Source organism: Pseudomonas sp. TE24901 (assembly GCF_054058375.1).
Genome location: NZ_JBSSAF010000007.1, coordinates 284,779 through 306,657, shown reverse-complemented (window position 1 = coordinate 306,657; position 21,879 = coordinate 284,779). Strand labels below are relative to the sequence as shown.

20 protein-coding genes are annotated in these 21,879 nt (G+C 62.5%); 17 read left to right on the top strand and 3 right to left on the bottom strand.

Translation table 11 applies throughout. From position 1 onward, the window contains the following. Positions 1–31 precede the first annotated feature (31 nt). From ACVWVP_RS16605 to ACVWVP_RS16560, 10 genes are all read left to right on the top strand, one after another. The gene (locus ACVWVP_RS16605) at positions 32–817 is read left to right on the top strand and encodes a TatD family hydrolase (protein WP_457407209.1); all 786 of its coding nucleotides are present in this window, start codon (positions 32–34) and stop codon (positions 815–817) included. A gap of 444 nt (positions 818–1,261) precedes the next feature. After that, complete coding sequence (locus tag ACVWVP_RS16600) at positions 1,262–1,930, top strand: TetR/AcrR family transcriptional regulator (RefSeq protein WP_178923466.1); 669 nt, start codon at positions 1,262–1,264, stop codon at positions 1,928–1,930. A gap of 139 nt (positions 1,931–2,069) precedes the next feature. Then, positions 2,070–3,038: a GTP 3',8-cyclase MoaA gene (locus ACVWVP_RS16595; protein WP_457407207.1), complete on the top strand. Its 969-nt coding sequence runs from the start codon at positions 2,070–2,072 to the stop codon at positions 3,036–3,038. Positions 3,039–3,237: 199 nt separating this feature from the next. Further along, positions 3,238–3,843: a DUF4823 domain-containing protein gene (locus tag ACVWVP_RS16590; RefSeq protein WP_178923462.1), complete on the top strand. Its 606-nt coding sequence runs from the start codon at positions 3,238–3,240 to the stop codon at positions 3,841–3,843. A 16-nt stretch (positions 3,844–3,859) separates the two neighbouring features. Further along, positions 3,860–4,420, top strand: a complete 561-nt coding sequence (locus tag ACVWVP_RS16585) for a DUF1285 domain-containing protein (RefSeq protein WP_457407205.1) — start codon at positions 3,860–3,862, stop codon at positions 4,418–4,420. Between the two features lie 70 nt (positions 4,421–4,490). Beyond that, positions 4,491–5,204 (top strand): GntR family transcriptional regulator, encoded by a 714-nt coding sequence (locus tag ACVWVP_RS16580; RefSeq protein WP_457407203.1) that lies wholly within the window; start codon positions 4,491–4,493, stop codon positions 5,202–5,204. Continuing rightward, a complete protein-coding gene (locus ACVWVP_RS16575; RefSeq protein WP_457407201.1) occupies positions 5,201–6,202 on the top strand; it encodes an ADP-ribosylglycohydrolase family protein in 1,002 nt (333 codons plus the stop codon). The genes ACVWVP_RS16580 and ACVWVP_RS16575 overlap by 4 nt, the downstream gene beginning before the upstream one ends. Positions 6,203–6,400: 198 nt before the next feature. Then, complete coding sequence (locus ACVWVP_RS16570) at positions 6,401–7,867, top strand: purine-cytosine permease family protein (RefSeq protein WP_176997913.1); 1,467 nt, start codon at positions 6,401–6,403, stop codon at positions 7,865–7,867. Further along, entirely contained in the window at positions 7,860–8,777 is a 918-nt protein-coding gene (locus ACVWVP_RS16565; RefSeq protein WP_457407199.1) for a PfkB family carbohydrate kinase, read from the top strand. Before ACVWVP_RS16570 ends, ACVWVP_RS16565 begins: the two co-directional genes overlap by 8 nt. Before the next feature lie 135 nt (positions 8,778–8,912). Further along, positions 8,913–9,641, top strand: a complete 729-nt coding sequence (locus tag ACVWVP_RS16560; protein WP_457407197.1) for a class I SAM-dependent methyltransferase — start codon at positions 8,913–8,915, stop codon at positions 9,639–9,641. A 79-nt stretch (positions 9,642–9,720) separates the two neighbouring features. Here the strand turns inward: ACVWVP_RS16560 and ACVWVP_RS16555 are convergent, their stop codons facing one another. From ACVWVP_RS16555 to ACVWVP_RS16545, 3 genes are all read right to left on the bottom strand, one after another. Then, a complete protein-coding gene (locus ACVWVP_RS16555) occupies positions 9,721–9,984 on the bottom strand; it encodes a hypothetical protein (protein WP_457407196.1) in 264 nt (87 codons plus the stop codon). A gap of 51 nt (positions 9,985–10,035) precedes the next feature. Then, positions 10,036–10,386, bottom strand: coding sequence for a hypothetical protein (locus ACVWVP_RS16550; RefSeq protein WP_457407194.1), 351 nt, complete (start codon positions 10,384–10,386; stop codon positions 10,036–10,038). A 90-nt stretch (positions 10,387–10,476) separates the two neighbouring features. After that, a complete protein-coding gene (locus ACVWVP_RS16545) occupies positions 10,477–11,685 on the bottom strand; it encodes an MFS transporter (RefSeq protein WP_457407191.1) in 1,209 nt (402 codons plus the stop codon). 349 nt (positions 11,686–12,034) lie between these two features. On the opposite strand from ACVWVP_RS16545, the gene ACVWVP_RS16540 reads away from it, so the two are divergent. From ACVWVP_RS16540 to araH, 7 genes are all read left to right on the top strand, one after another. Beyond that, a complete protein-coding gene (locus tag ACVWVP_RS16540; RefSeq protein ID WP_457407189.1) occupies positions 12,035–16,075 on the top strand; it encodes a Pls/PosA family non-ribosomal peptide synthetase in 4,041 nt (1,346 codons plus the stop codon). Between the two features lie 2 nt (positions 16,076–16,077). Beyond that, positions 16,078–16,638: a 4'-phosphopantetheinyl transferase family protein gene (locus ACVWVP_RS16535; RefSeq protein ID WP_457407187.1), complete on the top strand. Its 561-nt coding sequence runs from the start codon at positions 16,078–16,080 to the stop codon at positions 16,636–16,638. A 66-nt stretch (positions 16,639–16,704) separates the two neighbouring features. Beyond that, the gene (locus ACVWVP_RS16530) at positions 16,705–17,184 is read left to right on the top strand and encodes a GNAT family N-acetyltransferase (protein WP_119742815.1); all 480 of its coding nucleotides are present in this window, start codon (positions 16,705–16,707) and stop codon (positions 17,182–17,184) included. A 237-nt stretch (positions 17,185–17,421) separates the two neighbouring features. Beyond that, positions 17,422–18,243, top strand: a complete 822-nt coding sequence (locus tag ACVWVP_RS16525; protein WP_259173063.1) for an SDR family oxidoreductase — start codon at positions 17,422–17,424, stop codon at positions 18,241–18,243. Positions 18,244–18,279: 36 nt separating this feature from the next. Then, entirely contained in the window at positions 18,280–19,260 is a 981-nt protein-coding gene (locus ACVWVP_RS16520) for a substrate-binding domain-containing protein (RefSeq protein ID WP_176997904.1), read from the top strand. Next, a complete protein-coding gene (gene araG / locus ACVWVP_RS16515; RefSeq protein ID WP_457407280.1) occupies positions 19,257–20,756 on the top strand; it encodes an L-arabinose ABC transporter ATP-binding protein AraG in 1,500 nt (499 codons plus the stop codon). Before ACVWVP_RS16520 ends, araG begins: the two co-directional genes overlap by 4 nt. 19 nt (positions 20,757–20,775) lie before the next feature. Continuing rightward, on the top strand, positions 20,776–21,741 hold the full coding sequence (gene araH, locus ACVWVP_RS16510) for an L-arabinose ABC transporter permease AraH (RefSeq protein WP_176997903.1): 966 nt from the start codon (positions 20,776–20,778) through the stop codon (positions 21,739–21,741). The last annotated feature ends 138 nt before the right edge of the window (positions 21,742–21,879 follow it).

Here is a 21,879-nt window from a genome sequence, read left to right as displayed (position 1 = left end):
CCTTTTCCGTGAACCAAGTTGTCTTTTTCCTATGCTCGTAGATTCCCATTGCCACCTTGACCGCCTCGACCTTGCCCAGCACGCCGGCTCCCTTGACGCAGCCCTTGAAGCGGCGCGCGGTCGTGGAGTAGGGCACTTCCTGTGCATCGGCGTGAGCGCCGAGAACGCCGCCGACGTCAAGGCCCTGGCCGAGCGTTATGCCGATGTGGATTGCTCGGTGGGTATCCACCCGCTGGACCTCAAGCCTGGCGAAGCCCCGGCCCTCGACTGGTTGCTGGCTGAGCTCAACCACCCGCGCGTGGTGGCTATCGGGGAAACCGGCCTGGACTACCACTACGAACCCGAAGCCGCCGAGTTGCAGCAGGCGTCTTTCCGCCTGCACCTGCAAGCCGCCCAGCAGACCGGCAAGCCGGTCATCGTGCATACCCGTGGCGCCCGCGCTGACACCCTGGCATTGCTGCGCGAAGCCGCGTTGCCCCAGGCCGGCGTGCTGCATTGCTTCACTGAGGATTGGGAGATGGCCAAGGCGGCCCTGGACCTGGGGTTCTACATTTCGCTGTCGGGGATCGTCACCTTTCGCAATGCCGATGCCCTGCGTGATGTGGCGCGCCAAGTGCCGGCCGACCGTTTGCTGGTCGAAACCGATTCGCCGTACCTGGCGCCGATCCCCCATCGCGGCAAACCGAACCTGCCGGAATACGTACGTGACGTGGCCGATTACCTGGCAATGCTGCGGGGTGAGTCCTACGAGCGCTTCGCCGAACAGACCACCGAGAACTTCAAGCGCCTGTTCCCGCTGGCGCATGTTGTCGGCTGACGAGGCCAAATCGCAGGCAAAAAAAACCCGGGTTCTGGGGGGTGAATCCGGGCTAAGACCATTAGGAGTAAAACAAGGGCACACAGTCCGTCGGTACCCAGGTCGACGCGTCACTTGGGGGAGATGCCACGCCGACAATTGAAGTATTGATCAGTATCCCATTCAGTCCAGTCGCATCTGATCGTTTTTTAAACAGATTTGGAATACGCGCGCTTCGCTTGAGTTCTCATCAAGCCAGTGCACAGGTGTATATATTGCGTATTGTTTCTGACTGATAACGATGAAATCGTTGGCACATTGAAAGTTAAGTGCATAACGGGTTCACATAGACATTGCCCAACGACTGTTCAGTCGGGATAATCCCTCACACTGGGTAAATCGTATCGCCACGTATCCGTGGCCCTGCGCAGCCCTCCCACATTGACCTCTGCAGACCTCTTCCTCATGCAAAAAGAACCCCGTAAGGTCCGTGAGTTTCGCCGCCGTGAGCAGGAAATTCTCGACACAGCACTCAAGCTGTTCCTCGAACAAGGTGAAGACAGCGTCACCGTCGAGATGATTGCGGATGCCGTGGGTATCGGCAAAGGCACGATCTACAAGCACTTCAAATCCAAGGCCGAAATTTACCTGCGCCTGATGCTCGACTACGAGCGTGATTTGAACGAGCTGTTGCATTCGGCCGATGTCGACAAGGACAAGGAAGCCCTGTCCCGGGCCTATTTCGAGTTCCGCATGCGCGACCCGCAGCGCTACCGCCTGTTCGACCGCCTGGAAGAGAAGGTGGTCAAGGGCCACCAGGTGCCGGAGATGGTCGAGGAGTTGCACAAGATCCGTGCCTCGAACTTCGAACGCCTGACCTTGCTGATCAAAGGCCGAATCACCGAAGGCAAGCTTGAAGACGTGCCACCGTATTTCCACTACTGCGCCGCATGGGCGCTGGTGCATGGCGCCGTGGCGCTGTACCACTCGCCGTTCTGGAGCAATGTGCTGGAAGATCAGGAAGGTTTCTTCCAATTCCTGATGGACATCGGCGTGCGCATGGGCAACAAGCGCAAGCACAGCGCTGATCTGCCAAACCCGGATTCCAAGGGCGGCGAAACCCCTGCTGTATAAGTCATTCGCCACAGTGATGGCCTAATGATTTACTGCCAGGCGCAGTGTCCCAGGAATATACTCAGGCAAGGATCTTGCTAAAAGCTGATTTATGAGTCAGTTTTTAGCGCGCCCCCATTATCCTCTGCCGGAGTGATCCATGATCGTTGATCGTCAAGGCAGGCGTTTTCGCAATTTGCGAATCAGCCTGACCTCAGCCTGCAATTACGCGTGTACCTACTGCGTGCCTAACGGCAAGCGGCTGGTGGCTGCCCAGGACGAACTCTCGGCCGAGGCCATGGCCCGTGGCGTGGCTTACCTGATCGAAGCGGCGGGCATCGACCGCCTGCGCATCACCGGGGGCGAGCCACTGGTCAGTCCCAAGCTGGAAGCCTTTATGGGCGCGGTGGGGCAGATGGGGCTCAGTGATATCAGCCTGACCACCAATGGCCAGCTCCTGGCGCGCAAGTTGCCGCTGCTGGTGGAGGCGGGTATCCGGCGCATCAACGTTTCCCTCGACACCCTCGACGCGGACTCTTTCCGCAGCATCGCCCGGGGCGGCGACCTCGCCACCGTGCTCGACGGTATGGACCAGGCCCGCGCTGCCGGCCTCAAGATCAAAGTAAACATGGTGCCGTTGCGCGGGCAGAACCTCGACCAGGTCATGCCGTTGCTCGACTACTGCCTGGCGCGCGGTTACGAGTTGCGCTTCATCGAGCTGATGCGCATGGGCCACTTGGCCAAGGACTCCAACGCGTTCCTGCAGCAGTTTGTCAGCTTGCAGCAATTGCTCAGCCTGATCGGCGAACACCACGAATACCTGCAAGCCAACGCCCCGGTGGACGCCACCGCCGTGCGTTACGAGATCCCAGGCAAAGGCTTCTTCGGCGTGATCGCCAATGAAAGTGTACCGTTTTGCCGGACCTGTTCACGGCTGCGGCTGTCCTCCACAGGCTGGCTGCACGGCTGCCTGTCGTCGAGTAACCGTCACTACATCGGCGACTTGCTGGACAAGCCCCGCCACCAGGCGCTTCCAGCACTGCAAGGTTTGCTGATGAAGGCCCTGGGCGACAAGCAGGAAGTCGCCTTCTCTGGCGGTGCCACCATCATGAAGATCATCGGCGGCTGACCCCACCCCCTGTAGACGCTGGCTTGTGTGGGAGCTGGCTTGCCTGCGATTGCATCAACTCGGTGTGACTGATACACCGAGGTGCTTGCATCGCAGGCAAGCCGGCTCCTACAGATGTTCGCCATTGCGATGAATGGCCTGGATTCTGCATCTCACGCCCATTCGCCGGTTTTCCGTCACCGGCTTCTGGAGGATTAGGATGCGTAGTCTGGTGTTGTTGCTGGCGTCGTTGACGCTGAGTGGTTGCATGACCGTCAGCGATATGGCCGAAGGCACCCGTTATCAGATGAGTGACGCCGGGCTGCTGGACCACAGTGATACACGCCGTAGCGCCTCGATTCGCGTGCAGCCCGACTCGTTCATCTTTATCGCCCAAGGCGCCTTTGTACCGCCGGGCAGCGCCTACCCGCGTCCCAACGTGGTGGCCGAGGAAGCCTTCAACGGTTTCGTCGAGTATTTCCCCATGGTGCGTCGCGCCCGCCAGACCGAGGGCCTTGAACAGGCGATGTCCGAAGCCCGTGCGGCCGGTGCGCACTACCTGTTGTACTGCCGCTTTGCGGCAGCCGATGACCGCATCGGCAATGCCGACGAGTGGACCGACCAGCAAGCCCTGGACCGCGTTGGCCTGGACAGTGGCGTGATTCAGGTCATGCTGATCGAGACCAGCACCCAGTATTTGATTGATACTGTGCGCATTCGCAGCCGTGGCGGTTTACTGACGTTCCACGACAACAAGCCTCAAGACCTGATCGCCCGCCCGCTGGCGCAATACGCACGCAGCCTGCTGGGGATGAGTGACCAGTAATTCAAAGGAGACCCGCATGACCGATTCCGCCAAGGCCAACGACCTGTTGGCCCAACTGCCCAAGGGCAAGGGACCGGCGCCGGTGCACCTGTGGAACCCGGATTTCTGCGGCAATATCGACATGCGCATCGCCCGTGACGGCACCTGGTTCTATCAGGGCACCCCGATTGGCCGCAAACCGATGGTCAAGTTGTTCTCCAACATCATCCGCCGCGACGGCGATGAGTATTTCCTGGTGACCCCCGTGGAAAAGGTGGGGATCACCGTCGATGATGCGCCGTTTGTCGCAGTCACCCTCGAAGTCGAAGGGCAGGGCGAACGCCAGGTCCTGCGCTTTACCACCAACGTCGACGATCAGATCGAGGCCGGCCTCGAACACCCGCTGCGGGTGGTGATCGACCCTGTCACCCAGGAACCTGCGCCTTACCTGCGGGTGCGCACCAACCTCGAAGCCCTCGTGCACCGCAACGCGTTCTACCAATTGGTGGAGCTGGCGGTGAGCCGTCCGATCAACGGTCAGAACTGGCTGGGCGTCTGGAGCGGCGGGGAATTTTTCCCCATTGGTCTGGAGCCCTGAGGCCGTTTTTTTCATCTTCCTGAAATAATTCGCTTGCTGCCATCGGGCGCTTTCGGTTATCAATTTGTACATGATTAGACATGTTCGATTTGATAAGAAAAAACGCGTCGTCGACGAGCTCATCCGCCGTATCGAGGGTGGGGTGATGGCCGACGGTTTCCTGCTGCCGGGCGAGCATCAACTGGCCGAGGAGTTTGCGGTCAGCCGCGGCACCCTGCGCGAAGCCCTGGCCGAGCTCAAGCGTCGCAACTACATCGCGACTCAGAGCGGCGTCGGCTCCATCGTCACCTTTGACGGCATGGTGCTTGACCAACGCAGCGGCTGGGCCCAGGCCCTGGCCGACACCGGCGCACGGGTGACCACCGACATCCTGCGCCTGGAAGCGGTCACCCGGCCGGACCTGGTCAGCCGTTTCGGCAGCGACCAGTTCATCGCTCTGGATCGTCGCCGGCGCACCACCGATGGTGTCGCCGTGTCCCTCGAACGTTCACTGATGCCTGCCGCGGGAGGCCTGGAAAGCCTGCCGCGTGTGGGCCTGATCGATAACTCCCTGACCATCACCCTGGCAGCCTACGGTTACGTCGGTGCCGAGGGCGACCAATGGATCGGCGCCGAGCCCCTGAGCGACGAAGACGCCGAGTTGCTCGGCCGACCTGCCGGCACCGTGTTTCTCAAAGCCTCGCGCACCACCTACGACCGTCGCGAGCGCTTCATGGAGTACGTCGAGAGCTTGCTCGACCCCTTGCACTTTCGCCTGCACCTGCAGTTTGGAGCCTTGAAATGACCCCGGATATTCGCGCACTCGGCGCCTTTTACGGCCTGGCGCTGGGCGATGCCCTGGGGATGCCCACCCAGTCCCTGAGCCGCGAGCAAGTCAGGGCTCGCTTCGGTGCCATCACCGGCCTGGAAGACGCCGATGCCGACCAACCGATTGCGCCGAACATGCCCGCCGGCTCGATCACCGACGACACCGAACAGGCAATCCTGGTCGGCGAGTTGCTGGTGGAAGGCCACGGCAGGATCGAGCCCACAGGACTGGCCCAGCGCCTGATCGAGTGGGAAGCGGTGATGCGCGCCAAAGGCTCCCAGGATTTGCTCGGGCCGTCGACCAAGCGTGCTATCGACATGATCCTTGCCGGCCACACGCCCGAAGAGTCCGGGCGTTATGGCACCACCAACGGCGCGGCCATGCGCATCACCCCCGTGGGGATCGCGGCCGACGTCAGCGACCCGGCGCACTTCATCCAGGCGGTGATCCAGGCCTGTCAGGTCACCCACAACACCAGCCTCGGCATTTCCAGCGCTGCTGCTGTGGCGGCAGTGGTCTCGGCCGGCATCAACGGCACCGACCTTGGTGAAGCCCTGAATATTGGTGTGCAGATCGCCCAGCAGGCGGAAAACCACGGCCACTGGATCGCCGGTGGGCGCATTTCCACCCGCATCAGTTGGGCGCGCACCTTGAGCGTCGGCAGTGGCGACAAAGCCTTGTTCGCCGACTTGCTCTACGAATTGATCGGCACCTCCGTCGCCTCCCAGGAGTCGGTGGTAGTGTCGTTTGCCCTCGCGCAGCAAGTGGCGGTGGGTGAGATGAATGCTTTCGAGGCCCTGTGCCTGGCCGCCAGCCTCGGCGGTGACACCGACACCATCGCCGCCATTCTCGGTGCGATGTTGGGCGCGTGCCTGGGCCTGCAGTGCTGGCCCGAGGCGCTGATCGAACAGGTCAAGCAGGTCAATGGCCTGGAGTTGCAGCCGCTGGTCCAAGGGCTGCTGAAACTGCGATAAGCGCCGTAGGCAAACATGTGGGAGCGGGCTTGCTCGCGAAGGCGATGTGTCAGGTGGCACATCAGTTGGCCGACCCACCGCTTTCGCGAGCAAGCCCGCTCCCACATTCGATCGTGTCGAGTCATGGAGACCGAATAAAAGTTTCGCTTTGATTCTCTGCCACAACCACAACAATACAGGCACCAGGAGCACCCTCTCATGAGCAGCACCTCTTCCGGCCAAAGCGCCGGGCAATTGGAAACACGCGGCATAGAACCGGTCCCCGAAGGCGAGTGCAATGGCCACCCGCTGCAACTGTTCTGGGTGTGGTTCGCGGCCAATATCAGCATCCTCGGCTTGCCCCTGGGCGCGACATTGGTGGCGTTTCGTGGCCTGGCCATCTGGCAGGCGATCATCGTGGCGATCCTCGGTGCCGCAGGCTCCTTTGCGGTGGTGGGCATCATCTCCATCGCCGGGCGTCGCGGTCGTGCGCCGAGCCTCACGTTGTCCCGGGCGATCTTCGGCGTGCGCGGCAATATCGGCCCCACCCTGGTCTCGCTGATGTCGCGCCTGGGTTGGGAAACCGTCAACACCACCACCGCCGCGTTCGTGCTGCTGTCGTTGTGTTCGATCCTGTTCCATTCGCCGGTTGAGGCGAAAAGTGCGCCGGTACTCACCCTGATCTTCATCGCGATCTTCGTGCTGTTGACCCTGTCGGTGTCCGGCCTGGGCCATGCCACCTTGCTGGTGATCCAGAAGTGGGCCACCTACGTGTTCGGCGCCTTGAACATTTTGGTGGGTGGTTTCCTCTGCGCCACCATCGACTGGAGCGCGGTGTTCAATGCCACGCCGGCACCGTTGAGCGCGATGATCATCGGCGTGGGCACCATGGCTGCCGGCACCGGTATCGGTTGGGCCAACGCCGGTGCCGACATGTCGCGCTACCAGCACCGCAGCGTCAAGGCTGTGCGCCTGGTGGCGTCGGCCGCGTTCGGTGCGGGTATCCCGCTGGTGTTGCTGATTACCCTAGGCGGCCTGCTGTCGGTGGGCAATAACGACCTGGCGTCGGCCACCGACCCGATCATCGCGATCCGCGACATGCTGCCGACCTGGATGGCCGTGCCGTATCTGATCACAGCGTTCGGCGGGTTGCTGCTGTCCAACAACCTCTCGGTGTACTCGGCGGGCCTCACCACCTTGACCCTGGGCCTCAAGGTCAAGCGTGTGCACGCGGTGATCGTCGACATCGTGGCGATCTTCGCCGGGTCGATTTACTTCATGCTGATCGCCGACAGCTTCTACGGCCCGTTCATTACCTTCATCTCGCTGCTGGCGGTGCCGATCACGGCGTGGGTCGGCATCTTTGTGGTCGACCTGATTCACCGCCATTACTACAGCCCCAAAGACTTGCTGGATGTCTCCCCAAGCAGCGCCTACTGGTATCGCGGTGGTGTGGAGTGGCGTGCGTTCGGCGCCTGGGCGGTGGCGATCGTGCTGGGCTTCAGCTTCACCACCATCGGCACCACCGCTGAAAATATCTGGTTCGCCGGGCCATTGTCCGACTCCTGGCTGGGCCACAACGGCCTGGGCTGGATCGTCACCTTCCTGGTCGCCGGTGGGATTTACGCCGTACTGGGCGGCGCCGCTGATCGTCGCCCGGCTTTAGTAGAGAGCCCCAATGTCTAGATTGCTGCACACCGGCCAGGTCATCGTCGACCTGGTCATGGCCCTCGACACCTTGCCCGCAACCGGTGGCGACGTACTGGCGCAATCGGCCAGTTTCGAAGCCGGCGGCGGCTTCAACGTGATGGCCGCCGCCCGGCGCAATGGCTTGCCGGTGGTTTACCTCGGGCGTCATGGCAACGGTCGTTTTGGCGACCTGGCCCGCGCTGCGATGCAGGCCGAGGGCGTGGAAATCGCCCAGCCCGCCAGCGAGGGCAAAGACACCGGTTTGTGCGTCTCGCTCACCGAAGCCAGTACCGAGCGCACGTTCATTTCCCATATCGGCGCCGAAGGTGACTTGAGCGCCGACGACTTGGCAGGCGTGACGCCGCGCGCTGACGATTACGTGTACGTCAGCGGTTATAGCCTGTTGTTGGACGGCAAGGCCCAGGCGCTGCTCGATTGGCTGCTGGCCTTGCCGCGTGAAATAACCGTGGTGTTCGACCCGGGCCCGCTGGTCAAGGCGCCGGATTCGGCGCTGATGATTGCGCTGCTGCCGCGTATTGATATCTGGACCAGCAACGGCCCGGAGGCGTTGGCATTCACCGGCGCGAGCGCGGTTGCGGATGCATTGGGCGAACTCAATCGCCATCTGCCGGATGAAGCGTTGCTGGTGGTACGCGACGGGCCGAATGGCTGCTGGATCAGCCGCCAGGGCACGGCCGAACATGTGCCGGGTTTCAAGGTGCAGGCGGTGGACAGCAACGGCGCGGGCGATGCCCATGCCGGCGTGTTCCTCGCCGGGTTGGCCAACGGTTTGCAACCGGCCGAAGCGGCACGCCGTGCCAACGCGGCTGCAGCCCTGGCTGTCACCCGCTGGGGCCCGGCCACCTCCCCAGGCACCGCTGAAGTCGACGCATTGCTCGCCGAATAATCACCCACCACTGTAGGAGCCGGCTTGCCGGCGATATCGGTCTATCTTGATGCACCGCCATCGCCGGCAAGCCGGCTCCTACAGAAAGGGGTGGATAGTTGGCAGAATAGGCGCCACTCAGCACGGAGCAGCGCCATGACCCAGAACATCTACGACACACCGGCTTTCTTCGAGGGCTACAGCAAGATGGGCCGTTCGGTCGAGGGCCTTGCCGGCGCGCCGGAGTGGCCTGCGTTACAGTCCCTGTTACCGCCGATGCCTGGCTTGAAGGTGGTAGACCTGGGCTGCGGCTACGGCTGGTTCAGCCGTTGGGCGCAGGAGCAGGGCGCTGCCCAAGTGCTGGGCCTGGACGTTTCAACGAGGATGTTGGCGCGTGCCACCGAGATGACCTCGGCCACCGCCATCACCTACACGATTGCCGACCTGGAACACCTTGACCTGCCCGACGCCAGATTCGACCTCGCCTACAGCTCCCTGGCCTTCCATTACATCGTCGACCTCAAGGGGCTGTTTGCGCGCCTTCATCGCGCATTGGTCCCGGGCGGGCGCCTGGTGTTCTCCATCGAGCATCCGATCTTCATGGCGCCGCGCAACCCGGGCTGGCTCGTGGATGAACAGGGGCGCAAGAGTTGGCCGGTGGACGGCTATCAACGGGAAGGGCCACGGGTGACCAACTGGCTGGCCGAGGGCGTGATCAAACAGCACCGCACCCTCGGGACCTTGCTCAATCTGTTGATCGAGGCGGGGTTTACCTTGAGCCACGTCAACGAGTGGGGCCCAAGTGACGCGGACCTGGCTGCACGCCCGGAACTCGCAGAAGAGTTGGAGCGGCCGATGATGCTACTGGTAGCCGCCCAACGCTGACCCAACACAGGTGTAAAAATGTGGGAGCTGCGGTGCGACGATTCGACTTGCCTGCTCCCACAGGGGTTACTGCAAGGCTTTAGCCTGACTGACCGTCCAGCTTGCGCGCCTCATCCACACCGGACGCGGTCAGCTTGATCGGCAAGTTCAGCGCATATTCACCGGCATCGTCGGTGGTCACATGCCCATCCTTGATAAGCCCGCGGTCTTGCAGGAATGCCAAGACACTGGCCACCTCTTTTTCGCCGCGGTAGTTATCCAGCACCTCCTTGCCCAGGCCATTGGGGTGGGCGTGCAGCAGGCGGGTGAGGACTTCTTTCTCAAGGTTTCTATCGACGTTCATGCGTACCTCTTCACTGGGAAATGATCGGGTGTCGGTGGTGCGTGCGATGGATCAAGGTGCAGGTTGTTTCGGCGCGCCCGGGATGTTCGAGTCATCGCCTTTGTTGATTTTCGGCTGATTGACCGCCGGGCCCATCTTGCCATTACCCACTGCGGGCGGGCTTTGACGGCCGGTGTCCTGGCCCTGAGTGCGTGGGTCGGCACCTGGGGCACCTGGGGTGGTGTTATCGATGACAGCACCGCCGTTGGTGTCCAGGCCGGTGCCCATGGATTTCTGGGATTCGGACGTCGCCGGGTTGGTCGGGCCGGTCGGGCCGGTCGACGAGGTGGCGGCGAAAGTGCTCAGGGAAGCGGTAGACAGCAGGCCGGTGAGGGCGAGGGCGGCAAACGTGGAAGGCTTCATGAGGGTATCTCCATAGGGTTGATGTCCTTACCCTTTATTGGTCCGCCCCTCTTTGCGGTTCGTGCCTGGGTGGCGACGAACGGTCTTGGGTCACCTGTAAGATTTTGTGTGACAGGCCTCGCTGTTCGACAGACACCTGCGCCAGATCAGCCGCGCCACCGTGATGAACCAGTTGAACAGCGCCACCCCCAGCACGCACGCCAGCAGCGTCGGCAGGCCGTGCTCGACGATGAGCTTGCCCGCCAGCAGAGGGAAGCCGAACACCCCTACAAAATACGCCAGGCTGAACAGCAACAACGCCTGGGACGTGGTGCCGGCCGGTGCTTCATTGGCCACTAACCCATTGATCACCGAATACGTCAGGCCATACCCGACTCCCAGGATCACGGCCGCCAGCAAATAGCTGCCACTGCCCGATACCCCATAACCGAACAGCACCACCGACAGCACCATCAAGCCTGACAACACGCACGCCGCGCGATAGGCATCTCGCTTGACCACAAACCCGGCAATCAGCAGGCGACTGGTGATCGCTGCGCTGAGAAAGCCCAGGAAGAACAGCGAATAGTCCAGCGAGCGGGCCGCCGCATAGCTGGTCTGGAACGACGACAAACCACCGAATACACAACCACCCAGGCCAACCATGACAATCGCAAACGCGGCCTTGGACGACAGCACCTGGCGCGTCGCCGCCCAGGAAATCCGCGCCACCGGTGCATTGGCATGTCCCTTGAGATGTGCGCCCAAGCGCCAGAACATCACCACCCCAACCAAGCTGGCGAACGCTGCGAGCAGGAACGCACTCGTCAACGGCAACCCCAGCGCGCTCGCCCCGCGCCCCAGCAAAGGGCCGGAGCCGATGCCGCTCATCATGCTGCCCGACAGCAACGCAAAGTACCGGGCGCGGTGCTGGGGCTCTACCAGCAAGGCCACGATGATCGGCCCCAGGGTATAGAACACCCCCCAGCCCAGCCCCAACGCCAGGCCGAACACCATCATCCCTTCGCCAAACCCCGGCACCAGGGCAAAGCCCAGGCACGCTACCACCAGCAACAGGCCGAGCACGGCAATCGAGCGCGCGGCGCCCAGCCAGTCCGCCAAGTGGCCCGACACCAGCACCGCGACAAAGGTGCTCAGCATCGCCATGGAAATCACGCTGCCGGCGTCGTGCTCGTTGCCGCCGCGTGTGTGGATCAGCAGCGACAGCAGGAACGTCGAACCGTAAGACAAAGACAACAAAAAACTCGCCAGGCAGAACAACACGAAGTGTCGCCGGGAGAACGTGGAAGCGGAGGGCATGGGCAAACCTGGCGGTTATTGGATGTATGGCGCCAGTTTTTAGCACGGGTGAACCCGGGGTTTGTTGTGGGGTTACTGGTCTCAGCATTAGCCCGGGGCGGAGTAAAGCCGCTGTTTGCCTTGCCTCCAGACCAGTGGTCAAGCCGAATGAGTTTGTTCAACCGCCGTACAGCTGGCCTTTGCGATAGTCCTGATGCGTGATCCGGGTCGTGAGGTATCTGTCGCTTTCAAGGCAGAACCTGAGGGCCTCGTTCGCCTGTGAATGTATCGAGGCGGATACCAAGTGGACACGCAGCATTACAAATCGGCGCCTTGGCCGGATTGACCCCACACAGCGAACACTGCCGCCATGACTACTGTGACCTTGCTGAAAGACCCCGTTATCACCCGACCGACAGAGGTGTTGTACGGTCCCCTCCAGCCTGAATTGTTGCGTCACGAAGTGCTGGCCGACCTGCTCGAGGCCACGGTGCGGCGCGACCCCCATCAGGTGGCGCTGATCGATGGCGAACGCCGGCTCAGCTATGGCGAGCTGGACCGCCAGGCCAGTGTCGTGGCGTCACGGTTGATTGAGGCGGGTGTGGCGCCGGGCCAAATCGTCGGCCTGTGGATGCCGCGCGGGCTGGAGCTGCTGGTCATGCAGGCCGGCATCGCCAAGACCGGGGCCGCGTGGTTGCCGCTGGACCAGGACACACCGCTGGAGCGCCTACAGATCTGCATGGACGATGCCCAGGCGGTTGGCGTGTTGAGCTGCGAAAGCAACGCTGCGGCGCTGCGCAGTGTCGGGCTGGTCGCCTGGACCGCCGAAGCGTTGCTCGCGCCCACCGATGCGCCGTTGCTGCGTCGCACAAACGCCAAGCCGGAAGACCCGGCCTACGTCATCTACACCTCCGGTTCCACCGGCAAACCCAAGGGTATCCTGATTTCCCAGGGCAGTATCTGCCACTTCCTGCGCAGCGAGAACGCGATTCTCGGCATCCAGGCCAGCGACCGGGTGTACCAGGGCTTCTCGGTGGCCTTCGACATGTCGTTTGAAGAAATCTGGATCGCCTACCTGGTGGGCGCCACCTTGTGGATCGGCCCCAAAGACATCACCGGTGACCCCGAAGCCTTGCCGCGCATGCTTAACCAGCAGCGCATCAGCGTGCTGCACGCGGTGCCTACGTTGCTGGCGCTGTTCAGTGAAGAGGTGCCGAGCCTGCGCCTGATCAACCTCGGTGGCGAGATGTGCCCCGAGTCGCTGGTGGAGCGCTGGAGCCGCCCCGGCCGGCAGATCTTCAACACCTACGGGCCTACCGAGGCCACGGTGTCCGCCAGCCTGGCGCGTTTGGTGCCCGGTACCCCGGTGACCATCGGCACGCCATTGCCCAACTACGGTTTGCTGGTGATCGACGCCGACCTGGCCCCGGGCGCTACCCCGACCTTGTTGGGCCGTGGGCAGACCGGCGAGCTGTGCATCATTGGCCCGGGCCTGGCCGACGGCTACCTGGGGCGGCCGGACCTGACCCGCGAAAAATTCATCAGCAACCCGTGGTCCACCGGTTATTACGATGAGCGCCTATACCGTACCGGCGACCTGGCGCGTATCGAGGCCGACGGCCAGGTGATGTGCCTGGGCCGCGCCGATGACCAAGTGAAGATCCGTGGCTTTCGCGTCGAACTGGGCGAAATCGAGGCCTTGCTGGCCCAGCAGCCGGGCGTCGGCACCGTCGCGGTATTACTGCGCAATGACGGCGGTATGGATCAGTTGATTGCCTACCTGGTGCCGGAAGGCGGCGTGGCGGTCGAGGGCTTGCCCGCGCAGTTGCGCAAGGCATTGCAGGCGCGCTTGCCGGCGTACATGGTACCGGGTCGTTTTGAATTGCTCGACAGCATGCCCCGGCTGACCTCCGGCAAAATCGACCGCAAGGCCCTCAAGGCACGGCCGTTGGGCGTAGACACCAGCGGCGCGAACCTGGAGTCGGACACCCCGGAAAATCCCGGCGAAACCGTCCTGTTTGCCGCCTTGGAAAAACTCTTCCCCGGCCAACCGATCCGTCGCGACGCGGACTTCTTTTGCGACCTCGGCGGCCACTCATTCTTTGCCGCGCGGCTGGCTTCGGCCTTGCGTGCCGACGAGCGTTTTGCCCACATCACCGTGCGCGATATCTATCAGCAACGGCGCGTCGGTGCGATTGCCGAGGTGCTGCAAACCACGCCACAGCCTGCCGTGCAGGAGGCCGCCTGGACGCCGCCTTCGGCCCTGGCGCGCTGGCGTTGCGGGCTGGCCCAGGCGGCGGTGATGCCGGCCATGGTGTGCCTGCGCATGAGCCAGTGGCTGGCGCCGTTTTTTACCTATCACTACCTCACCGGCAGCCCCGGCGATTCGGTGGCCACGGCCACGGTGGCGTCCATCGGCGTGTTCCTGCTGGCGACGCTGTTGCAGTTCGTGCTGGCCATCGCCGGTAAATGGCTGATCGCCGGGCGCTTGAAACCGGGTGTCTATCCGTTGTGGGGCCTGACCTATTTTCGCTGGTGGGCCGCATCGCGCATGGTTGAGTCGGCGCCGGTCTACCTGCTAAGCGGCTCTTCGCTGTATGGCCTGTGGCTGCGTGCACTGGGGGCCAAGGTCGGGCGCGAGGCCAACATCGGCTCGCTGGGCGTGCGGGTGCCAGACCTGCTGCACATCGGTAATGAGGTCAGCATCGGAAACGGCGTCAGCCTGGAAAACGCCCGGATCGAGCGCGGCCAATTGCACCTGGGCCAGGTGTTGATCGACGACAACGCCTGCCTGGGTTCGTACAGCATTCTGGAAGGCAACACCGCCGTCGGCCACAGTGGCCACCTGCAAGGGCAATCGGCATTGGCCGACGGCCGCCGTGTACCGGCCGGGCGCATCTGGAGCGGTTCGCCGGCGACCGATATCGGCGCGTTCGACCCTGCCAGCTTGCCACCTCGGCCTGTGGTCGGTCGCGGGCAACTGGCGCTGGAAAACCTGTTCTACGTGTTCGGTATCCTGCTGGTCGCCACGCTGTTTTTCATCCCGGTGTTCCCGACGTTTTTCCTGATCGACTGGTTCGATGAGCAACACATTCTGCCGCTGTTGCAGGAGCAGCACGTGAGCCTGCAATTGTTGCGCTACTTTGCCCTGGCGCTGCCTGCGGCTGCGGTGCTGATCGTAGTGATGATGCTGGTCTCGGCCGGCTTGCGCTGGGCCGTGTTGCCTCGCTTGAAGGCCGGCCACTACCCGGTGCACAGCCGGGTGTATTGCAGCAAATGGTTGGTGAGCCACATTCAGGAAGCCAGCCTCAATGTGCTGTCGGGCCTGTATGCCACGGTGTACGCGCCATTGTGGTATCGCCTGCTGGGCGCGCGAGTGGGCCGCGACGCGGAGATCTCCACGGCCCAGGGCGTGATCCCTGACATGCTTACCCTGGGCGACGAAACCTTCATCGCCGACGCGGTCATGCTCGGCGACGAACAGGTGGATGGCGGCTGGATGCGCATTCAGCCGACGGTGGTGTCGCACCGCAGTTTTGTCGGCAATGGCAGCTACATCCCCGACGGCACCACCTTGCCCGAGAACGTGCTGATCGGCGTGCATTCCCGCGCACCAGCCAATGCGCAGATCGCCAACGGCGACACCTGGCTGGGCTCGCCGCCGATCAACCTGCCGGCGCGTGAGCAAGTCAGTGGGTATGCCGACCACCTCACGTTCCGTCCGTCTCTGTGGCGCCGCCTGGCCCGTGGCGCGATCGAAGGGCTGCGCATCGTGCTGCCCCACGCCACCGTGATCGCCGTGGGCTACACCGTGATGATCGACTTGATGCCCGTGGCTGAAGACGAGCGTTGGGGGGCCGTGCTGGGCTACCTGGCGCTGATCGGCCTGGCCTACAGCCTGGGCAACTACCTGCTGGTGGCGGCGCTGAAATGGCTGGTGATGGGGCGCTATCGCAAACGCTCAGCCGCCATGTGGACGCCGTTTGTGTGGTTGTCCGAAGGCATCACCAGCCTCTACGAAGGCATGGCCGCGCCCAATTTCATGAGTTACCTGCGCGGTACGCCGTGGCTGCCGCTGGCCTTTCGCGGCCTGGGCTGCCGCATTGGGCGAGGCGTGTACATGGACACCACCGACATCACCGAATTTGACTGCGTCACCCTTGGCGATTACAGCGAACTGAACGCCGGCGCCTGCCCGCAGACGCACCTGTTTGAAGACCGTGTGATGAAAATCGACCAGGTGCTGATCGGTGAGCGGGTCTACATGGGGCCACGCAGCGCGGTGCTGTACAGCGCCGAAGTGGGTGACGGTGCACGGCTCGGGCCGCTGACGCTGGTGATGAAAGGCGAATGCATTCCGGCCTCCAGCAGTTGGGTGGGGTGCCCGGCGGCGCCGGCGCGGGGTGAGTAGCGATGCACGTATTCATGTGGCCGCAGACACGGCCGCGCTGGCAAGACGGTGTGTTGTTGATCGGCTTGCGACACATGCCCGGCATGACCCGCGAAGCCGCCCGGGCGCGGGTGCGCCAGGCACTGAGTGAGGCGTTGTTGCAGGCACTCGATGTGCCCCAGAACCGCATCCGCTTTCACTCGTCACCGGGCCAGGCCCCGCAGATTCGTGTGCCCGGGCATGAAGACGCCGGGCTTTCCATCAGCCACGACGGCGATTTTTCGGTGGCGGCGGTGCACTTGCATGGCCCGGTCGGCATCGACGTGATGGCGGTGCAGGACACCCCGGACTGGCAAAGCGTGACCAGCGACTACCTGGGCCCGCACGTGCTGGCGCGCTTGTGCGCCGCGAGCCAGGCCCAGCGCGCTCGCCTGTTCACGCGTGCCTGGTGTGAGCGCGAGGCACGGCTCAAGTGCGTGGGGCAAGGGTTGGGTGAGTGGTCGCCACGGGCCGCGCGGGGCTGTCGCACCGTCGAGGTGGGGTTGCCGGCAGGGCTGGTCGGTGCCTTGGCGCTGCGCGCATAAATTGCGCTGCAATCGGTCATCAAAGCGCCTTAGTATGTGAGCTTTGAAATTGCCCAAGGCTCGCCCATGACCATCGAGATTCGCCCTGCCGTGCCCAGCGATGCTGCGCAGATCCTGACCTTCATCACCGAGCTTGCCGAGTACGAAAAGGCCCGGCATGAAGTGATCGCCAGTGTGGCGGATATCGAGCGCAGCCTGTTCAGCGAGGGCGCCACCGCCCACGGTCTGATCTGCTCGCGGGACGGTTTGCCGATCGGTTTTGCAGTGTTCTTTTTCAGCTATTCCACCTGGCTGGGCAGCAACTGCCTGTACCTGGAAGACCTCTACATCAACCCCGAGCAACGCGGCGGCGGCGCCGGCAAGAAGCTGCTGCGCCACCTGGCGAAGATTGCCTGTGACAACGGCTGCGGACGCTTCGAGTGGAGCGTGCTGGACTGGAATGAACCGGCGATTGCCTTCTACAAATCCATCGGCGCCCAGCCACAGGAAGAGTGGGTGCGCTACCGCATGGAAGGCGACGCGCTGCGCGATTTTGCCCAGGGCTGAAGCTACCTCCCTGAGAACAATGTAAATCCCCTGTGGGAGCGGGCTTGCTCGCGAATGCGGTGTATCAGTTAACAAGTGTGTAGCTGAAACACCGCCTTCGCGAGCAAGCCCGCTCCCACATTTTTTTGCGTTAAGCTCAATATATGGGATGCAAATTTATATATTGAGATATTTCAAAAGATGGGTTTATAGTCGGCTGCATCAGCACTCACTACCAAAAATAAAACAGGTGAAGCGATGCAGGCCCAACCGTTGTCATTACCCGCCGTGCCCGAGCCCACTTATGGCGAGCGGCTGAAGAACAAAGTAGTGATCATCACCGGCGCCGCCCAAGGCATTGGCGAGGCGATCGTCGCCTGCTTCCAGGCCCAGCAGGCACGCCTGGTGATCGCCGATATCCAGGGCGACAAGGTCGAAAAAGTCGCCGCCCACTGGCGCGAACGCGGTGCCGAGATTGTCGCGCAGCCCGTCGACATCACCTCCAAGGCGCAATGGCAGGCACTGGTCAATGTGGCCATCGAGCGCTTCGGCCGCGTGGACGTGCTGGTCAATTGCGCCGGGGTCAACGTGTTCCGCGACCCCCTGGAAATGACTGACGAAGACTGGCGCCGCTGCTTCGCCATCGACCTCGACGGTGCCTGGTTCGGTTGTCGCACGGTGCTGCCGCACATGATCGAGCAGGGCATCGGCAACATCATCAATATCGCCTCCACCCATTCCAGCCACATCATCCCCGGCTGCTTTCCGTACCCCGTCGCCAAGCACGGCTTGCTGGGGCTGACCCGCGCCCTGGGCATCGAATACGCCCCCAAGGGCATTCGCGTCAACGCCATCGCCCCGGGCTACATCGAGACCCAGCTCAACGTCGACTACTGGAATGGTTTTCCCGACCCCCATGCCGAGCGCCAGCGTGCGTTCGACCTGCACCCGCCCAAGCGCATCGGCCAGCCGATCGAGGTGGCGATGACCGCGCTGTTCCTCGCCACCGACGAGGCGCCCTTTATCAATGCCACCTGCCTGATGATCGATGGCGGGCGGTCAGTGATGTACCACGACTAGAACTCGCAGCTCTTCAATAACAACAAGAGGTGGTTCATGTTCAAGAAAACACTAGGCGCCGTGGCGCTGGCAGTGGCGTTCAGCGGTTTCGCATCGGCCGAAGAAGTGAAGATCGGCTTTCTGGTCAAGCAGGCCGAGGAGCCATGGTTCCAGACCGAGTGGGCGTTCGCCGAGAAAGCCGGCAAGGACCAGGGCTTCACCGTGATCAAGATCGCCGTGCCGGACGGCGAGAAAACCCTGTCGGCCATCGATACCTTGGCCGCCAACGGCGCCAAGGGCTTTGTGATCTGCCCGCCGGACGTCTCCCTCGGCCCGGCGATCATGGCCAAGGCCAAGCTCAATAACCTGAAAGTGCTGGCGGTGGACGACCGTTTTGTCGACGCCAAGGGCAAGCCTATGGAAGACGTGCCTTACGTCGGCCTGGACGCCTACAAGATCGGCCAGAAACAAGGCGAAGCCATGGCCGCCGAAGCCAAGCATCGCAACTGGGACTGGAAGGAAACCTATGCCGTCATTAACACCTTTGACGAACTGGAAACCGGCAAGAAACGCACCGACGGTTCGGTAGAAGGCCTCAAGGCCGCAGGCTTGCCGGCCGACCATATCCTGTTCAGCGCACAGAAAACCCTCGACGTGCCGGGCAGCATGGACTCGACCAATTCGGCCTTGGTGAAACTGCCGGGCACTGCGAAAAACCTGATCATCGGCGGCATGAACGACAGCACGGTGTTGGGTGGCGTGCGTGCCACCGAAAGCGCCGGCTTCAAGGCAGCCAACGTGATCGGCGTGGGTATCAACGGCACCGACGCCATCGAGGAACTGAAGAAATCCGACACCGGTTTCTACGGCTCGATGCTGCTGAGCCCTGACGCGTCGGGCTACAAGACCGCCAGCGCGATGTTCGAGTGGGTGACCAAGGGCACCGAGCCTGCCAAGTTCACCGCCTTGGATAACGTGACCCTGATCACCCGTGCCAACTTCAAGGAAGAGTTGAGCAAGATCGGTCTGTGGAAATGACCGGCGCGGCCTTGCGCTTCAATAGCATCGGCAAGGAATTTCCCGGTGTGAAAGCCCTGGCGCAGATCAGCTTTAAAGCGCGGCCCCATGAGGTGCACGCGCTGATGGGCGAGAACGGCGCGGGCAAGTCGACCTTGCTGAAGATCCTCGGCGGCGCCTACCTGCCCAGCAGTGGCACGGTGCAGATCGGCGAACAGACCATGGCCTTCAAGAACGCTGCCGACAGTATTGCCAGCGGCGTGGCGGTGATCCATCAGGAGCTGCACCTGGTGCCGGAGATGACCGTCGCCGAAAACCTGTTCCTGGGGCATTTGCCGACGCGCTTCGGCGTGGTCAATCGCAGCCAGTTGCGCAAGCAAGCGTTGGCCTGTCTCAAGGGGCTGGCCGATGAAATCGACCCGGAGGAAAAGCTCGGGCGGTTGTCCCTGGGCCAGCGCCAGTTGGTGGAAATCGCCAAGGCGCTGTCCCGTGGCGCCCATGTGATTGCCTTCGATGAACCCACCAGCAGCCTGTCGGCGCGGGAGATCGACCGCTTGATGGCGATCATCACGCGCCTGCGGGATGAGGGCAAAGTGGTGCTGTACGTGTCGCACCGCATGGAGGAAGTGTTCCGCATCTGCAATGCGGTCACCGTGTTCAAGGATGGGCGATACGTGCGCACGTTTGATGACATGAGCACGCTGAGCCATGACCAGTTGGTGACCTGTATGGTCGGCCGCGATATCCAGGATATCTACGACTACCGGCCCCGCGAGACGGGCGATGTGGCGCTCAAGGTCGAGGGTTTGCTGGGGCCGGGCCTGCGTGAACCGGTAAGCCTGAGGGTACACAAGGGCGAGATTCTTGGCCTGTTCGGATTGGTCGGGGCAGGGCGCACGGAGCTGTTTCGGCTGCTCAGTGGCTTGACCCGCAGCAGTGCTGGCAGCCTGGAGCTATGTGGGCAAACGCTGCAGTTGCACTCACCCCGCGATGCGATTGCCGCCGGCGTGTTGCTGTGCCCGGAGGACCGCAAGAAGGAAGGCATTATTCCGCTGTCCAGCGTGGCGGAGAACATCAATATCAGTGCGCGCGGCGCCCATTCGGCGTTTGGCTGGTTGCTGCGCGAAGGCTGGGAGAAGGGCAACGCCGAGCAGCAGATCAAGGCGATGAAGGTCAAGACGCCGAACCCGCAGCAGAAAATCATGTACCTCTCAGGGGGCAACCAGCAGAAGGCCATTCTCGGTCGCTGGCTGTCGATGCCGATGAAGGTGCTGCTGCTCGACGAACCGACTCGCGGTATCGACATCGGTGCCAAGTCGGAGATCTACCAGATCATCCATAACCTGGCGGCCAGCGGCATTGCGGTGATCGTGGTGTCCAGCGACCTGATGGAAGTGATGGGCATCTCCGACCGTATTCTGGTGATGAGCGAAGGGGCGTTGACCGGTGAATTGACCCGCGAACAGGCGGACGAAGCACGCCTGTTGCAACTGGCTCTCCCGCGTTCGCGGGCTTGAAGAATTCGAGGGTGTAGGTATGTCACAGGTAAAAACTGCAAAGGGCTTCTGGCCGGGTTTCAACCAGCGCAAGTTCCTCGACGACTGGGTGATGCTGCTGGCGGCGTTGACCATCTTTGTGCTCAGCGCGCTGTTCATCGACAACTTCCTTTCGCCGCTGAACATGCGCGGCCTGGGCCTGGCAATTTCCACCGTGGGCATTGCGGCGTGCACCATGCTGTTCTGCCTGGCGTCGGGGCATTTCGACTTGTCGGTGGGCTCGGTGATCGCCTGTGCCGGGGTGGTGGCGGGGATCGTGATCCGCGACACCGACAGCGTGGTGCTCGGCGTATCGGCGGCGTTGGCCATGGGCCTGGTGGTGGGGCTGATCAACGGCATCGTGATCGCCAAGCTGCGCATCAATGCATTGATCGCCACGCTGGCGACCATGCAGATCGTGCGCGGCCTGGCCTATATCTTCTCCAACGGCAAGGCCGTCGGCGTGATGGACGAAGGCTTCTTCGTGTTCGGCAACGGCCAGTTGATGGGCGTGCCGGTGCCGATCATCATCACCGTGCTGTGCTTTGTGTTCTTTGGCTGGCTGCTCAACTACACCACCTACGGGCGCAACACCATGGCCATCGGCGGCAACCAGGAAGCGGCATTGCTGGCGGGGGTGAACGTTGATCGCACCAAGATCATCATCTTTGCCGTGCACGGTTTGATTGGCGCGTTGGCCGGGGTGATCCTTGCCTCACGCATGACCTCGGGCCAGCCGATGATTGGCCAGGGGTTTGAGTTGACGGTGATTTCGGCTTGCGTGCTGGGCGGGGTGTCGCTGAGCGGGGGCATCGGCATGATCCGCCATGTGATTGCCGGGGTACTGATTCTGGCGATCATCGAGAATGCGATGAACCTGAAGAACATCGACACTTTCTACCAGTACGTGATCCGGGGTTCGATCCTGTTGCTGGCGGTGATCATTGACCGCATGAAGCAGCGCTGAGAACCCCGATCTAAACAACACTGAAAATCCAATGTGGGAGCGGGCTTGCTCGCGAATGCTTTGTGTCAGCCAGCCCATCTATTTCTGACACACCGCATTCGCGAGCAAGCCCGCTCCCACATTTGGATCTCCACTGTA

What these genes read in the sequence shown, in the direction of transcription:
- ACVWVP_RS16600 (WP_178923466.1), top strand. Translation starts at nt 1,262, where the DNA reads ATGCAAAAAGAACCCCGTAAGGTCCGTGAGTTTCGCCGCCGTGAGCAG.
- ACVWVP_RS16535 (WP_457407187.1), top strand. Translation starts at nt 16,078, where the DNA reads ATGCACGTATTCATGTGGCCGCAGACACGGCCGCGCTGGCAAGACGGT.
- ACVWVP_RS16575 (WP_457407201.1), top strand. Translation starts at nt 5,201, where the DNA reads ATGACCCCGGATATTCGCGCACTCGGCGCCTTTTACGGCCTGGCGCTG.
- ACVWVP_RS16525 (WP_259173063.1), top strand. Translation starts at nt 17,422, where the DNA reads ATGCAGGCCCAACCGTTGTCATTACCCGCCGTGCCCGAGCCCACTTAT.
- ACVWVP_RS16605 (WP_457407209.1), top strand. Translation starts at nt 32, where the DNA reads ATGCTCGTAGATTCCCATTGCCACCTTGACCGCCTCGACCTTGCCCAG.
- ACVWVP_RS16555 (WP_457407196.1), bottom strand. Translation starts at nt 9,984, where the DNA reads ATGAACGTCGATAGAAACCTTGAGAAAGAAGTCCTCACCCGCCTGCTG.
- ACVWVP_RS16570 (WP_176997913.1), top strand. Translation starts at nt 6,401, where the DNA reads ATGAGCAGCACCTCTTCCGGCCAAAGCGCCGGGCAATTGGAAACACGC.
- ACVWVP_RS16560 (WP_457407197.1), top strand. Translation starts at nt 8,913, where the DNA reads ATGACCCAGAACATCTACGACACACCGGCTTTCTTCGAGGGCTACAGC.
- ACVWVP_RS16545 (WP_457407191.1), bottom strand. Translation starts at nt 11,685, where the DNA reads ATGCCCTCCGCTTCCACGTTCTCCCGGCGACACTTCGTGTTGTTCTGC.
- araH (WP_176997903.1), top strand. Translation starts at nt 20,776, where the DNA reads ATGTCACAGGTAAAAACTGCAAAGGGCTTCTGGCCGGGTTTCAACCAG.
- ACVWVP_RS16580 (WP_457407203.1), top strand. Translation starts at nt 4,491, where the DNA reads ATGATTAGACATGTTCGATTTGATAAGAAAAAACGCGTCGTCGACGAG.
- ACVWVP_RS16540 (WP_457407189.1), top strand. Translation starts at nt 12,035, where the DNA reads ATGACTACTGTGACCTTGCTGAAAGACCCCGTTATCACCCGACCGACA.
- ACVWVP_RS16590 (WP_178923462.1), top strand. Translation starts at nt 3,238, where the DNA reads ATGCGTAGTCTGGTGTTGTTGCTGGCGTCGTTGACGCTGAGTGGTTGC.
- ACVWVP_RS16565 (WP_457407199.1), top strand. Translation starts at nt 7,860, where the DNA reads ATGTCTAGATTGCTGCACACCGGCCAGGTCATCGTCGACCTGGTCATG.
- ACVWVP_RS16520 (WP_176997904.1), top strand. Translation starts at nt 18,280, where the DNA reads ATGTTCAAGAAAACACTAGGCGCCGTGGCGCTGGCAGTGGCGTTCAGC.
- ACVWVP_RS16585 (WP_457407205.1), top strand. Translation starts at nt 3,860, where the DNA reads ATGACCGATTCCGCCAAGGCCAACGACCTGTTGGCCCAACTGCCCAAG.
- ACVWVP_RS16595 (WP_457407207.1), top strand. Translation starts at nt 2,070, where the DNA reads ATGATCGTTGATCGTCAAGGCAGGCGTTTTCGCAATTTGCGAATCAGC.
- ACVWVP_RS16550 (WP_457407194.1), bottom strand. Translation starts at nt 10,386, where the DNA reads ATGAAGCCTTCCACGTTTGCCGCCCTCGCCCTCACCGGCCTGCTGTCT.
- ACVWVP_RS16530 (WP_119742815.1), top strand. Translation starts at nt 16,705, where the DNA reads ATGACCATCGAGATTCGCCCTGCCGTGCCCAGCGATGCTGCGCAGATC.
- araG (WP_457407280.1), top strand. Translation starts at nt 19,257, where the DNA reads ATGACCGGCGCGGCCTTGCGCTTCAATAGCATCGGCAAGGAATTTCCC.